General features: G+C 72.5%; 13 protein-coding genes. 3 read left to right on the top strand and 10 right to left on the bottom strand.

The window, feature by feature from the left end:
- Positions 1–39: 39 nt before the first annotated feature.
- Positions 40–1176 carry a glycosyltransferase gene (locus tag LWP59_RS20475; RefSeq protein WP_144646103.1) on the top strand — a complete coding sequence of 379 codons (1137 nt, stop codon included), beginning with the start codon at positions 40–42 and terminating at the stop codon, positions 1174–1176.
- On the opposite strand, the gene LWP59_RS20470 is transcribed toward LWP59_RS20475, so the two are convergent.
- From LWP59_RS20470 to LWP59_RS20455, 4 genes are all read right to left on the bottom strand, one after another.
- Positions 1164–2534 carry a GH1 family beta-glucosidase gene (locus LWP59_RS20470; RefSeq protein ID WP_144646097.1) on the bottom strand — a complete coding sequence of 457 codons (1371 nt, stop codon included), beginning with the start codon at positions 2532–2534 and terminating at the stop codon, positions 1164–1166. The two genes, LWP59_RS20475 and LWP59_RS20470, sit on opposite strands and share 13 nt — an antisense overlap.
- Positions 2535–2575: 41 nt before the next feature.
- A complete protein-coding gene (locus tag LWP59_RS20465; RefSeq protein ID WP_144646099.1) occupies positions 2576–3451 on the bottom strand; it encodes a carbohydrate ABC transporter permease in 876 nt (291 codons plus the stop codon).
- Positions 3444–4430: a carbohydrate ABC transporter permease gene (locus tag LWP59_RS20460; RefSeq protein WP_191334805.1), complete on the bottom strand. Its 987-nt coding sequence runs from the start codon at positions 4428–4430 to the stop codon at positions 3444–3446. The genes LWP59_RS20465 and LWP59_RS20460 overlap by 8 nt, the downstream gene beginning before the upstream one ends.
- 86 nt (positions 4431–4516) lie before the next feature.
- The gene (locus LWP59_RS20455; RefSeq protein ID WP_144637136.1) at positions 4517–5833 is read right to left on the bottom strand and encodes an ABC transporter substrate-binding protein; all 1317 of its coding nucleotides are present in this window, start codon (positions 5831–5833) and stop codon (positions 4517–4519) included.
- Between the two features lie 167 nt (positions 5834–6000).
- Between LWP59_RS20455 and LWP59_RS20450 the strand changes: the two genes are divergently transcribed.
- Positions 6001–7239 (top strand): ROK family protein, encoded by a 1239-nt coding sequence (locus tag LWP59_RS20450; RefSeq protein ID WP_144637134.1) that lies wholly within the window; start codon positions 6001–6003, stop codon positions 7237–7239.
- A gap of 6 nt (positions 7240–7245) precedes the next feature.
- Here the strand turns inward: LWP59_RS20450 and LWP59_RS20445 are convergent, their stop codons facing one another.
- On the bottom strand, positions 7246–7959 hold the full coding sequence (locus LWP59_RS20445; RefSeq protein ID WP_144637132.1) for a LysR family substrate-binding domain-containing protein: 714 nt from the start codon (positions 7957–7959) through the stop codon (positions 7246–7248).
- Between the two features lie 58 nt (positions 7960–8017).
- Between LWP59_RS20445 and LWP59_RS20440 the strand changes: the two genes are divergently transcribed.
- Entirely contained in the window at positions 8018–8398 is a 381-nt protein-coding gene (locus tag LWP59_RS20440; protein WP_144637130.1) for a DUF5997 family protein, read from the top strand.
- Positions 8399–8650: 252 nt separating this feature from the next.
- Here LWP59_RS20440 and LWP59_RS20435 read toward each other — a convergent pair whose 3' ends face one another.
- From LWP59_RS20435 to LWP59_RS20415, 5 genes are read right to left on the bottom strand one after another with little or no spacing between them, the layout of a single operon-like run.
- The gene (locus tag LWP59_RS20435) at positions 8651–10018 is read right to left on the bottom strand and encodes an MFS transporter (protein ID WP_144637128.1); all 1368 of its coding nucleotides are present in this window, start codon (positions 10016–10018) and stop codon (positions 8651–8653) included.
- A gap of 29 nt (positions 10019–10047) precedes the next feature.
- Complete coding sequence (locus LWP59_RS20430) at positions 10048–11058, bottom strand: 2Fe-2S iron-sulfur cluster-binding protein (RefSeq protein WP_144637126.1); 1011 nt, start codon at positions 11056–11058, stop codon at positions 10048–10050.
- Complete coding sequence (locus LWP59_RS20425; RefSeq protein WP_144637124.1) at positions 11058–12026, bottom strand: PdxA family dehydrogenase; 969 nt, start codon at positions 12024–12026, stop codon at positions 11058–11060. Before LWP59_RS20425 ends, LWP59_RS20430 begins: the two co-directional genes overlap by 1 nt.
- Positions 12023–12487 carry an aromatic-ring-hydroxylating dioxygenase subunit beta gene (locus tag LWP59_RS20420; protein WP_144637122.1) on the bottom strand — a complete coding sequence of 155 codons (465 nt, stop codon included), beginning with the start codon at positions 12485–12487 and terminating at the stop codon, positions 12023–12025. Before LWP59_RS20420 ends, LWP59_RS20425 begins: the two co-directional genes overlap by 4 nt.
- The gene (locus LWP59_RS20415) at positions 12487–13827 is read right to left on the bottom strand and encodes an aromatic ring-hydroxylating dioxygenase subunit alpha (protein WP_144637120.1); all 1341 of its coding nucleotides are present in this window, start codon (positions 13825–13827) and stop codon (positions 12487–12489) included. The genes LWP59_RS20420 and LWP59_RS20415 overlap by 1 nt, the downstream gene beginning before the upstream one ends.
- Positions 13828–13854: the final 27 nt, after the last annotated feature.

Below are 13854 nucleotides of genomic sequence, written 5' to 3'. Positions count from 1 at the left end.
GCAGCCGCGGGAGAGCTGATCTGACAGGGTGCTCCCGTGATGGTCGTACGGGTGGTGGCCTGGGTGGCGCTGGCGGCGTGGGTGTGGCTGGCCCTGTGCCAGGGCGGTTTCTGGCGGACCGGGCAACGGCTGCCCCCACGGCGGACCCCGGCGCGGTGGCCGTCGGTCGCCGTCGTCGTCCCCGCCCGCGACGAGGCGGACGTGCTGCCGTCGACCCTGCCCAGCCTGCTCGCCCAGCGCTATCCCGGTGCGGCGCGGGTGATCCTGGTCGACGACGGCAGCGGCGACGGCACGGCGGCGGTGGCGGAACGGCTCGCGCGCGAGCAGCCGGGACTGCCGCTGACCGTGACCTCGCCGCCGCCGGTCCCGCCGGGCTGGACGGGCAAGCTGTGGGCGCTCGCGCACGGGGTGACGGTGGCCGGCGAGGTGGACCACCTCCTGCTCACCGACGCCGACATCGCACACGACCCGGAGTCGCTGGTGGCACTGGTCGAAGCCGCCGGGGAGCGCGACCTGGTGTCCCAGATGGCGTTGCTGCGGACCCGGACCGGCTGGGAACGGCTGATCGTGCCCGCGTTCGTGTACTTCTTCGCCATGCTCTACCCGTTCCGCCGGGTCAACCGTCCGCGCGCGCGGACGGCCGCCGCGGCCGGCGGCTGCTGCCTGGTGCGCCGGGACGCGCTGGAGCGCGCCGGGGGAGTGGCGGCGATCCGCGGTGCGATCATCGACGACGTCGCGCTCGGCACCGCGATCAAGCGCAGCGGCGGGCGGATCTGGCTCGGGCTGGCCGAGCACGCGCGCAGCCTGCGCCCGTACCCGACGCTGCGGTCGCTGTGGCAGATGATCTCCCGCAGCGCCTACACCCAGCTGCGGCACTCGCCGCTGCTGCTCGCCGGCACGGTGGCTGGCCTGGCGCTGGTCTTCCTCGCCCCGCCCGCGCTGACCGTGGCCGGCGCGCTCCTGCGCGACGAGCTGGTGTGGGCCCCGGCCGCCGCCGCGTGGCTCGTCATGGCCCTCACCTTCGTCCCGATGCTGCGCCACCACCGGCAGCCGGTGGCCGCGGCGGCACTGCTGCCGGTGACCGCGACGCTGTACCTGCTGATGACGGTGGACTCCGCGGTGCGGCACTGGCGCGGGCGGGGCGCCACCTGGAAGGGCCGCAGCTACCCGGGCTGACCGGTGGGCACGGTGCCCAGCTGGTGCGCCCGGATGAGGTCCGCGTAGCGGTGGCCGCTGTCCTTGATCGTGCGCGCCTGGGTGGCGTAGTCGACGTGGACGAGGCCGAAGCGCTTGTCGTAGCCGTAGGCCCATTCGAAGTTGTCCAGCAGCGACCAGACGTAGTACCCGGTCAGCGGTGCGCCGGCCGCGGCGGCGCGGGCACAGGCGGCGAGGTGCTCGGACACGTACTCGCCGCGCTCGGCGTCGTGCACCTGACCGTCCGGGCCGACCTCGTCGTGGTAGGCGGCGCCGCTCTCGGTGACCATCAGCTCGCGCACCCCGTACTCGCGGGTGAGGCGCAGCAACAGCTTCTCGAGCCCGGCCGCGTGCACCTCCCAGCCCATCGCGGTCCGCGGCCCGGGCACCGGCACCTGCCGGAAGAACGGCGCGCCGCCCCCCGGGTCGGCGGCGGCGACCTGCCGGAAGTAGTAGTTCACGCCGACCCAGTCCAGCGGCTGCGCGATCGTGGCGAGATCGCCCTCGCGCTCGGGCAGGTCCACGCCGTAGACCGCCCGCATGTCCTCGGGGTAGCCGCGGCCGAGGACCGGGTCGAGCCACCACCGGTTGATGTGGCCGTCGGCGCGGCGCGCCGCGGCTTCGTCGGCCTCGTCAGGGCTCGCCGGTTCGCACGGGCTGAGGTTGTTGATGATCCCGAGCCGGACCTCGCCGGGGGAGGCGGCGCGGACCGCCTGCGCGGCCAGGCCGTGCCCGAGGTGCAGGTGGAAGGAAGCGCGGACGGCGGCGGCGAGGTCGGTGAGCCCGGGCGCCATCCGGCCTTCCAGGTAGCCGATCCACGCGCTGCACAACGGTTCGTTGAGGGTGGCCCAGTCGGCGACCCGGTCGCCGAGCCGGGCGGCGACGACGGCGGCGTAGTCGGCGAACGCGGCCGCGGTCTCCCGCGCGGGCCAGCCGCCCCGGTCCTGCAGGACCTGCGGCAGGTCCCAGTGGTACAGGGTGGCGTTCGGCCGGATGTCGGCCTCGAGCAGGGCGTCGACGAGGCGGTCGTAGAAGTCGAGGCCGGCCTGGTTGACCGCGCCGGTGCCGCCGGGGACGACCCGGGGCCAGGCGACGGAGAAGCGGTAGGAGGTCAGGCCCAGCGCGCGCATCAGCGCGACGTCCTCGGGCCAGCGGTGGTAGTGCTCGCACGCCCGCTCACCGGTGTCGCCGCCCTCGATCGCCCCTGGCACCTGGCAGAACGTGTCCCAGATGGACGGGGACCGGCCGTCCTCGGCGACCGCTCCCTCGATCTGGTACGCGGCGGTCGCCGCGCCCCAGCGGAAGTCCGGGCCGAAGGCGGTGAGGTCGGGGTAAGGCATGGGGCTCCTCGGGTTTCGGTGCGGTGGAAGGGAAACAGGCCTCACTTGATCGAGCCTGCGGTCAGCCCGGCGACCAGGTACCGCTGCAGCAGCAGGAAAGCCGCCACCACCGGCACGCTGATCACCAGCGAGGCGGCCATGATCTGGTTCCAGTACACGTCGTTCTGCGAGGCGTAGTTGCGCAGCCCGACGGCCAGGGTGCGGGTGGCGTCGGTCGTCATCACCGACGCGAAGAGCACTTCGCCCCAGGCGGTCATGAAGGAGTAGACCGCGACGGTGACGATGCCGGGCACCGCGGCGGGCAGGATGACCCGCACCAGCGCGCCGATCGGCCCGTTGCCGTCCACCCGCGCCGCCTCGTCGAGCTCGCGCGGGATCGAGTCGAAGTAGCCGACCAGCATCCAGATCGAGAACGGCAGCGTGAAGGTCAGGTAGGTGATCACCAGCCCCAGCCGGGACCCGGACAGCTGCACGCCGGTGGCGGTGCCGATGTTGACGTAGATGAGGAACAGCGGCAGCAGGAACAGGATGCCGGGGAACATCTGCGTCGAGAGCACGGTGAGGCTGAACAGGTTCCGGCCGGGGAACTGGTGGCGGCTGACCGCGTAGGCGGCGAGGATCGCCACGACCACGGACACCGCGGTGGAGCAGCTGCACACGACGAGGCTGTTGAGGAAGTAGTGCCCGAGGGGCACGGTGCTCCACATGTCCACGTACGGCCGAAGCGTCAGGTGCGCCGGGATCCATTCGAACGGCGCCTGCACGTCCCGCAGCGGTTTCAGCGAGCTGCTGAGCACGTAGAGCGGGACGAACGTGAGCAGGCCGAGCAGGGTCAGCCCGATCCGGCGGGTCCACAGGAACGACGGCGGCGGCGCCATCGGGGACCGGCGGGGCGGTGCGGCGATCCGGTCAGCCATCGGCCTTCCCTCTCCGGTTGGTGACGAGCAGGTAGGCCGTGGTGAGCAGCAGCAGGAACAGCAGCAGCAGGACCGACATCGCCGAGCCGGAGCCGAAGTTCCAGCTGTGGAAGGACGTGTCGTAGATCTGCAGGGAGATCAGGTTCGCCTGCGGCGGGGCCACGTTGCCGAAGAGCACGTAGGGGGTGTTGAAGTCGTTGAAGTTCCACAGGAACAGCACCAGGACGAGCACCTGGTTGACCGGGCGCAGCTGCGGCAGCGTGACCGAGCGCAGCCGCCGCCACACGCCGGCGCCGTCGAGGGCGGCGGCCTCGTACAGCTCGCCCGGGATGTTCTGCAGCCCCGCGGTCACGACGAGGAAGGCGAACGGCCAGGTCCGCCAGACCGCGGTGACCACCAGGGCCCAGAAGCTGTTCGGGCCGAGCAGCCAGAACGGCGGCTCCTTGAACAGGTGCAGGTCGTCCACCAGCAGCCGGTTGATCAGCCCGTTGTCGCGCTGGAACATGAACTCCCAGGTGATCGCCGCGGTGTAGGCGGGCAGCGCGTAGGGCACGAGGAAGTAGGTCCGCAGCACGCCGCGGCCGCGGAACGGGTCCTGCATCAGCACGGCCGCGCCGGTGCCGACCAGCCAGGAGACGCCGACGGTCAGCACCGTGAAGCCGCAGGTGACCTCGAAGGAGTGCAGCAGCTTCTGGCCCACCACGCCGTCGAAGTCGAGCGCGAACCGGTAGTTGGCCAGCCCGGCGAAGGGGGCCGCGCTCCAGTTGCGGATGAAGAACTGGGTCAGCTGCTTGAAGCTCATGAAGATGCCGACCAGCATCGGCACCACGTGCACGAGCAGCTCGAAGAGCACGGCGGGCAGCAGGAGCAGGTAGGGCAGGCCCAGGCGCGCCACCCGCTGCCACGGGTGGCGCTTCGGCGCGGGGGCGGGCGGTGGGTGGGCCGCGTGCGTGCGGGTGGGTTCCGCGGCGACGGTCATCGCAGGAGGTCCTTCCAGGTGGTGCCGGCCGGCGAGCGCCGCCGCCCCGCACCGGATCGCGACGCGGGGACGGCAGGAGCCGCCGGTCAGCCGCCCGCGTTCAGCTGTTGCTGCGCCTGGTCGAGCTGGGTTGCCACCGCCTGCTCGGTGACGGCCTTGCCGCTCGCGGCGTCGGCGAACAGGTTCTTCAGCACCGTGCCCATCGCGGTCTCGAACTGGCTCTCCTCGGTGACCGCGGGCATGGGCGCGGCCGAGTCGGTGAGGATCTGCTGGTAGGTCTTGGCGGTGGGGGTCTGGAAGGCCGGGTCGGAGTAGGCGTCGGTGACCGAGGGCAGTGAGCTGTAGGCCTTGTTGAGGTCGATCTGCGTCTGCCTGCTGGTCATGAACTTCACGAACTGCAGCGCCGCGTCCTGGTTCCTGGTGGCGGCGAACACGGCCATGTTGATGCCGGCGACGATCGAGTCGACGTGCCTGGCGCCGGACGGCGGCGAGGCCGGGAACGGCACCGGGACGACGCCGTACTGCGCGGGGTCCATGCCGTAGTTGCCCAGCTGCGCGTCGGCGGTCTGCCACAGCATCATCGCGGCCTTGCCGGTGGCGAAGTCCTGCACGGCCTCGGTGCCGTTGGAGTACTCGGCGTCGCTGGGGTTCGCGATCTTGTCCGCCGCCACGAAGTCCACGTACTGCTTGATCGCGGCGACGTTCTGCGGGGTGTTGAAGGTCGGCTTGCCCGAGGCGTCGAAGAAGCCGCCGCCCTGCTGCTGGCTGAAGGTGAAGGCGTGGTGGGCGTTCTCCGACGTGCTCGCGCCCTCCACGCTGACGCCCCACTGCTGGGCGTGGGTCAGCAGCTTGCCGTCGGCGACGAACTCCTCCCAGGTGGCCGGCGGGTTCTGGATGCCGGCCGCGGCGAACATCGCCTTGTTGTAGTAGAGCGCGTACGCGAGTGAGTACAGCGGGACGCCGACCGGGTCCTTGCCCGGCGCACCGGTGGCGGCGATCGCGTTGGGCAGGAACCGCCCGGTGCCGCCGATCTGGTTCAGCACGTCGGCGGAGATGGGCAGGAACGCGCCGGTGGCCTGCAGCGAGGTGGACCAGGTGTTGCCGATGTTGACCACGTCCGGGCCCTGCCCGGAGGTGGCCGCGGCGAGGATCCGGTTGAGCAGGTCGCTCCAGCCGATGACCTCCAGGTTCACCTTGATCCCGGTCTGCCTGGTGAACGCGTCGAGCTCGGGGGTGAGCACCTTGACGTCCTCGGCGATCGAACTGCCCTGGTCGCTGGCCCAGTAGGTGATGGTGGGCTGCCCGCCCGGGCCCGACTGGCCGCCGGAGCCGCACGCGGTCAGCAGCGCGGCCGAGACGACCATGGTGAGCAGGGCGGATCTGACACGCGTGGACGTGCGCATGGCCGGGCCTTTCGACGTCGGAAAGCCTGATGGGGACGGGGACGTGACTTTTCTCACGAGTTAGTTCGAGGTGTGATTTAACAGGTGAGGCAAGTCGGGCGTCAACAGTGGGCGTGGGGGAGAATCGGACGGCCGCGACGGGCGGCGGGAGCACGAAGGGTGGTCGGATGACCGACGCCGGGCGCAGGAACGTCCGCGACCTGCGGCGGGCCAACAGGGCCAGGCTGCTGCGCGAGCTGTACTTCCACGGTCCGCTCAGCCGCCAGGACCTGATCCAGGCGACCGGGCTGAGCTCCGCCTCGGTCAGCAACGTGGCCGCCGACCTGATCGAGGCCGGGGTCGTCGTCGAGGCCGGCGCGGTCGAGTCCGAGGGCGGCCGGCCCCGGATCCTGCTCCGGGTCGACGACGCCCGGTTCCAGGTGGTCGGCATCGACGTCGGCGAGACCCGCATCCGGGTGGAACGGTTCGACCTCGGCCTGCGCGAGCAGGCGGCGACCGACATCCCGGTGGACGGCGCGCGCCCCGACCCGCGGCAGGTGGTCGCGGGGATCGCGGGCGGGCTCGCGGAGCTGACCGCGGGCACGGACCGGCGGATCCTGGGGGTCGGCATCGGCGTGCCCGGCATCGTCCGGCAGGAGCCGTCCGCGGTGGTGCACGGGCAGACGGTGGGCTGGGACGGGGTGCCGCTGGAGGAGCTGCTGCGCGCCCACACCGGGCTGCCGCTGTTCGTCGACAACGGCGCGGCGACGATGGGGCAGGCCGAGATGTGGTTCGGCTCGGGCCGGACCACCGACAGCGCCGTCTTCCTGCTCATCGGGTCCGGCGCCGGCGCCTGCCTCATCGCCGACGGCGCGCTGTTGCGCGGTTCGAGCACCAGCGCGGGCGAATGGGGCCACACCAACGTCGAGATCGGCGGGCGGCTGTGCCGGTGCGGCGCGCGGGGCTGCCTGGAGGCCTACGTCGGCGCGGAGGCCGTGATCGCGCGTTACCTGGAGGCCGACGGCGCGGCCGCCCTGGCGGCACCGGGCGAGGAGAACGCGCTCGGCCGGATCGTCGAACTGGCCGGCGACAGCTCGGCGGCGGGCGACGCCGCCCGGCGGGTGCTGGACGAGACCGCGCTGCGCATCGGCGTGGGCATCGCCAACCTCGTCAACCTGCTCAACCCGAAGCAGGTGATCATCGGCGGCTGGGCGGGGCTCGCCATGGCGCCGCTGCTGCCCCGCATCCGCGAGGCCGCACGCGAGCACTCCCTGCGCCTGCCGTTCTCGCAGACGTCGATCCAGCTGGGCGCCCTCGGCCCGGACGCGGTCGCGCGCGGCGCGGCGACCCTGCCGGTGGCCGCGTTCCTGGCCTCCGGCGGCGCCTCGTCACCCACGTCGAGGCGGGCTCCGGCGGGCGCGGGCTGACGGCCGCTACGAGCGGCGGCGGGGCTTGCCTCGTTTACCGCGCTGGGGCGCGCCTCGCTGCCGGGTCTTCGTGGCGGCCTCGGGGCGCTTCGGCTTCGCCTTCGGCTGAGGCGCGGCCGCCGGGCGGCCGCGCGTGCTGTTCACCGTGCGCCCGCGGACGATCCCGATGAACTGCTCCATCAGGTCGGTCGTCTCCTCCTCCGGCCACGACAGCGCGACGCGCGACTGCGGCGCGTCGGTGACCGGCAGGTAGGTGAGGTCCCGGCGGTGGTGCAGCCGGGCGAGCGACTGCGGGACGACGAGCAGGCCCACGCCCGCCGCCACCAGCTCCACGGCGTCGCCCGTCGTGGCGGGGCGGTCGAGCGCCGGCAGCCCCGGCGGGTGCTCCCAGTCGAGGGTGTCGTCGAGGGGGTGCAGCACGACGTCGTCGGCAAGGTCCGCCGCGGACACCTCGTCGGCCGCGGCGACGAGGTGGTCCTTCGGGACGACGACCACGGTCGTCTCGGTGTAGAGCGGGATCGCGTGCAGGCCCGTCCGGTCGACCGGCAGCCGTAGCAGCACCGCGTCGGCGGCACCGTCGCGCACCAGGGCGGCCGCATCCGCGGCGGGCACCCCGAGGAGGGTCAGCGGGGTCCCGGGCAGGCGCTCGTGCCACGTCCGCACCCACTTGCCGGGCGTCACCCCCGGCACGTAGCCGAGCTTGAACTCCGGGTCTGTCACCGCGCCAGGTTACCGGGCGTGGCCGGTGGTGACGCATCCGCTCGATACCCTTGGCCCCATGACGTCGCACAAGACCACCCAGACCATGAAGCCCGCGACGGCGGCGAAGAAGCTGGGTGTGTACCTCGAAGCCACCCCCGCGCAGTTCCAGGAGGGTGTCGTCTCGCGCGACGAGCTGAACGCGCTGCAGGCCGACCCGCCCGAGTGGCTGCGGGAGCTGCGCCGCAACGGCCCGCACCCCCGCCCGGTCATCGCCGCGAAACTGGGCATCTCCATCGGCGGCCTGGCCCGCGGTGGCATCACCGACCCGCTGACCACGGAGCAGATCGAGGCGCTGAAGGCCGAAGGCCCCGAGTGGCTGGAGCGGGAGCGGGCCACCCAGGCGGAGGTTCGCAAGGAAGCGGTGCGCCCCAAGGAGAGGAACGCCCCGCGCTCCTGACTGCTCGGGCCCGGGACTGGACGTGGTCACCACCGCCCACTGTCTTGTTCGGCGAACCGGCTCGACGCGGTGGCGCTGCCGGCCGCGATCGTGAGGCAAGCACCACCAGCTTTCCGGCGGCGCGGCCTCAGGCGGCGTCCGGGAAGGCGGCCACCACCTCGCGGGCGAACCAGCCGATCCGGGCCCGAACGCGACCTGAAGGGCGACCGAACCGGCCGGGAACCCATCGGCCGAGGGCGTTCTCTCCCAGGTCTAGCTGCGGGCTTCGGCGGGTTCGGGAAGGGCGCCCGCCTCCCGCCGGGCACGGCGGCCCAGGTAGACCACGACGAGCGCCGATGCCAGCATCGGCACGGCCAGCGCGTAGAAGACCGTCCCCGCGGACCAGCCCGCGCTCAGCGCCGCGCCGACGACGAGCGGGCCCAGGATGCCGCCGACCCGGCCGATGCCCAGCGCCCAGCCCACTCCCGTCGACCGGACGTCCGCGGGGTAGAACACCGCGGCGAGCGCGATGAGGCTCTTCTGCCCGCCGCTGACGCCGCAGCCCACCAGGAACGCCGCGACCAGCAGCACCCACACCGGCGCGTGCAGGGCCGGGGCGGTGGCCGCGAGGAACACGAACCCCGCGACGTAGAGCACGGCCAGTGAGCCGAACGCGCCGAGCCGGTCCATGGCCGGGCCGACGAGCAGGGCGATCGCGATCCCGCCGACGGTCGTCATCGTGGTCGCGCTGACGACCGCCGAGGCTGAATAGTGCAGATCGGTGAGCATCGAGGGCAGCCAGCTCTGCAGGGCGTAGAACTCGCCGAGGTTGATCGCGAACACCAGCCACAGCAGCAGCGTGCGCAGCACCCACTCCCGCGTCAGCAGGACACGGATGCGCACCCGCTTGCCGGCGGGCGCGCTCGGCACGTGGAACTCCGGCCGCGCGTCCGCGGGCAGGCCGCGGTCGATGCGGCGGCAGAGCTGGTAGGCCCGCAGCGGGGCGGCGCCCCTGCCGATCAGGAACGCGAGCGACTCCGGCAGCCAGCGGATCATCAGCGGCACCAGGACCAGCGGGGCGATGGCCCCGGCGACGAACACCGAACGCCAGCCGTGCGAGGGGATGAGCCAGCCGGAGACGAGCCCGGCGACCACGAAACCGAGGGAGAACCCGCAGTAGATCGCGAGCACGAAGCTGGCGCGAAACCGCTTCGGGCTGTATTCGGCGGTGAGCGCGATCGCGCTCGGCGCGGCGGCGCCGAGCCCGACGCCGGTGACGAACCGCAGCACCATCAGCTCGCTGACGTTGCCCGACCACACCGAGACCAGCGTGCACACGCCGAACACCGTGGTGCCCGCGATGATCAGCCGCTTGTGCCCGAAGCGGTCCGACAGCGGGGAGAGCACGAGGTAGCCGACCATCAGGCCGACCAGCGCGGCCGAGAAGATCGGGCCGAGCAACTGCTTCGACAGGCCCCACTCCTTCGCGATGTGCGGCGCGAGGTAGTTGATCGACTGGGTGTCGAAGCCGTCGAGGAACATCACGAGCCCGCACAGGGCGATCGCGGCGTACTGGAACAGGCTCGTGCGCCTGTCGTCGATGAACTCGGGCAGGCTGAGTGACTGCGTCGTCGGAGACACTGGAACCTCGTTTTCGGCAGGGGAGGGGGTCAGTCGGGGACCGCGACGGCCTCGGCCGCCGGGACGAAGGCGTCGGCGTGGAACCGGTCCGCGGGCAGGCCCGCCTCCCGGGTGAGCGTCGCGAGTGCGGTGGTGGTCATGGCTTCGCTGCCGCAGGCGAAGACCTCGTGGTCGCCCAGATCGTGGAAGTCCGCGAGCACGGCCTGCTGGACCCAGCCGGTCGCGCCACCCCAGCCCGCCGGGGGACGGGACAGCACCGGGGTGAAGCTGAACCAGTCGTGCCGGGCCGCCCAGCGCCGGGCCAGGTCGCCCAGGTAGAGGTCCTCCTCGGTGCGCCCGCCCCAGTAGAGGTGGACGGGGCGCCTGCGCCGCCGGGCGATCTGGTCCTCGACGATCGACTTGATCGGGGCGAAGCCGGTGCCCGTGGCCAGCAGGAGCACCGGACCGTCGCCGTCGTCGAGCACGAACTCGCCGAACGGCGTCTCGACGGTCACGGTGTCGCCGGGGCGCAGCCCGCCCACGATCTCCTCGGAGAACCGGCCGCCGGGCTCGGTCCGCACGTGCAGTTCCGCGGCGTCGTTGTGCTGCGGGGAGTTGGCCAGCGAATACGGCCTCGTGTCGCCTCCGGGCAGCTGCACGTCGAGGAACTGCCCGGCGCGGAACGGCGCCCGCCTGCCGATCGGGAACCGCAGGTCCAGCAGCGTCACCCGGGGCGCGGGGCGCCGCACGCGGTAGACGACGGTGGTGAGCGTCTTGCGCTCCGGCGGCTGCTGGGCGGCGATGCGGCGCGGGGCGATCTCGACCGGGCCGAGCGGTTCGGCGCGGCAGAGCAGGATGCCCTCCGCCGGTCCGGCGATCGTTCCCCGGCCGCGCACGGCGAGCTCGCCCGCGCACAGCCCACCGGCGCAGGTGGTGCACACGCCTTTGCGGCAGGAGTACGGAATGGACCAGCCGGCGCTCTCGGCGGCCTCGAGCACGGTCTGGCCGGGCGCGCACGGGAACTCGATCCCGGTGCCCGCCACCCGGATGGGCAGGTTCATCACATCCTCGCCTTCGCAGGAGAAAACAGCCGCAGCGCCCGCAGGAGCGCCGCCGGGTCGGCGAGCCCGCGTCCGGCGATGTCGAACGCGGTGCCGTGCCCGACGCTGCAGAACGGCACGCCGGCCCCGACGGTCATCGCGGCGGAGGTCTTGCCCGCCAGCACTTTCACCGGTATGTGGCCCTGGTCGTGGTACATCGCGACGAACCCGTCGTAGCCACCGGAGGTGAGCAGGACGTCGGCCCCGGCAGGCCCGGTCACGGCCAGGCCGCGCTCGGTCAGTGCGGCGACCGCGGGAGCGGTGACCCGCTCGTCGTCGTCGCCGAACAGACCGCCTTCGCCCGCGTGCGGGTTGATGCCGAACACGCCGATCCGGGGATCGGCCACGCCCATGGCTTCCAGCGCGTCGTGCAGGGCCGCGCCCGCCGCGACGACCAGTCCGGGGGACAGGCTCGCGATCGCGTCGGCCAGCCGCCGGTGCAGGGTCGCGTGCACGATCCGCAGGCCGCCGCCGAGCAGCAGCAGGAAGACCCGGTCCTCGGGCACGCCGGTCAGCCGGGCGATCAACGGGGGGTAGCCCTGGAACGGGATGCCCGCCGCGTGCACCGCCGTTTCGGAGTGCGGGGCCGCGACCACGCCGCGGAACCCGCCGCCGAGCGCCAGCCGGACCGCCGCGGTCACGTACGCGACTGCCGCCGCGCCCGCCTCCGCGCTGACGACGCCCGGCAGGTGCTCGCCGGGCGGCAGGTGCCCGACGTCGACCAGGTCGAGCACCCCGGGTTCAGGCGGACGGCCGGTCTCGTGGTCCCGCAGCACCAGGCCCTGACCGGCCGCGAGGTCTTCCAGCACCGGGCGGTCCCCGACGAGCACCGGCGCGTTGTCTTCGCACGCTTTCGCCGCCTTCACCGCGATCTCCGGCCCGATCCCGTTCGGGTCGCCGATCGCCAGCAGCACGCGATCGGCGCTCACAGCGGCAACGCCAGCAGTGTGTCGATCTCGGAGCTGTCGCAGACGACGACCCGTTCGCGGAGCAGGGCTTCGCCGTCCCGGACGACGTAGCGGTCGACGTAGCGCCCGCTGGCGAAGACGTCCGTCGGGCCGCCGCCGGTGATGCGCAGCACCAGGAACGAGGTCTCGCTCTCGACCTCGCCACCGGACTCCGCGAGGATCGCCGGCTGCCCCAGCATGTGCCGGTAGCTGTGCGGCTCGTAGATGTTGGCCTCCCGCAGCGCGGAGACCCGGTCGTGCAGCATGCCCTTGGTATCGGCCCAGATCAGCCCGGCTGGCAGGCCGCGCCGGTGGTTGTCCGCCGTGGTGACCCGGTACCGGCAGTCCTCGGTGAAGAAGCCGGGCCAGTCGTCCAGCGACCCGTCGTCGATGCACCGCACGTAGCGCGCCTGCGCGCGGCCGATGGCGACCGAGTTGTCCATCACGCGTCCTCCCGTCCGGCCCGCGACACGCGCGCCCGGCGGTGCCGGCCCGGGCGGGTGTCGTCCGGCGGGCTGTCGGCCAGGTCGTAGCCCATGGCCCCGCGATAGGCCTTCCAGAAGCCGCGTACGGACGCCTCGGTCACCCGGCTCTCGCTCGACGCCGCGCTTTCCCCGCCCATCTGCACCGTGGCGTACTCGCCCGAGGCGCCCGCGATCCCGCGCTGCACGAAGCCGCCGATGCCACCGTCCTCCATGGACACGTAGCCGGCGGGGCCGACCAGGTTGGCCTGCTTGAGCCGGACCAGTCGCTGCTCCTCGGTGTCGGACTCGAAGCCGAGGTAGGTCCAGTTCAGCTTCGTGCGCTCCACCGAACGCGGCAGGATCTGGCGCACCGCGACGGAGTTCTGGATCTGCTGCAGCACGAACCCCGGGAACACCGACAGGATCTGCAGCGTGATGTCGTCGCCGACCTCGCTGAACCCTTCCAGCAGCGAGGGATCGGCGAGCCGGTACTCGCTGTCGGAACGGATGCGCTGCTCGCTGTACTCGGTGCTCGCCGCCGCCGAGCGGTCGATCGCCGAGTAGCTCACGTGGTGCCCGCCGCTGGAGTCGACGATGATCCCGCCGCGCTGGGACAGCCGGTTGATCCCGAACGTGGTGAAGAACAGGTGCAGGATGCTGGCGTGGTAGGAGTCCTTGACGTTCTCCACGTACAGCTTCCAGTTGTTCGGCAGCATCTGCGTGAACCGGCCCAGTACCACCGGCCGGCGCCCGCCGAGCACGCGGTCGATCCGGTCGAGGATCTCCTCGCCCAGGTACTCCTCGATGTCGGGCACCTCGTTGGACAGGCTGCCGAACACCAGGCCGTGCACGACCGCCAGCCGCAGCTTGCGCGGCCCGTGCTTCGCCATGCAGAACTCCGGCGGCATCCCGCCCTTGCCGCCGATGCCCTCGGCGAAGGCGACCGCGGTGAGGTCGCCCTGAAGGTTGTAGGTCCAGGCGTGGTAGACGCAGGTGAAGTCGCGGGCGTGGCCGTGGTCGGCCATCGCGATCAGCGCGCCCCGGTGCGCGCACCGGTTCTCGAACGCGTAGACCTCCCCGTCGACGTCCCGGGTCACCAGCACCGGCTGCTCGCCGATGAACGTGGCGCAGAAGTCGCCGGGCTTCGCCAGCTCGGCCTCCAGGCAGAGGTAGCTCCAGTACGGGCCGTGGAAGAGCCGCTCCTGCTCCGCGCGGTAAACCGCCTCGTCCTGAAAGGCCCAGTAGGGCACCTGCGTCAGCGAGCGCGGCCATGTCCGGTCCCGCGCCTGCCCGGCAGTCGTGCCGCTGAGGCGATCCATCCGGCCTCCTTCTCTCGACAGCTCTGA

The organism is Amycolatopsis acidiphila (assembly GCF_021391495.1).
GTDB classification, from domain to species: Bacteria; Actinomycetota; Actinomycetes; order Mycobacteriales; family Pseudonocardiaceae; genus Amycolatopsis_E; species Amycolatopsis_E acidiphila.
The sequence above is the reverse complement of the archived record's forward strand: the minus strand, read 5'-3'. Positions and strand labels throughout refer to the sequence as shown.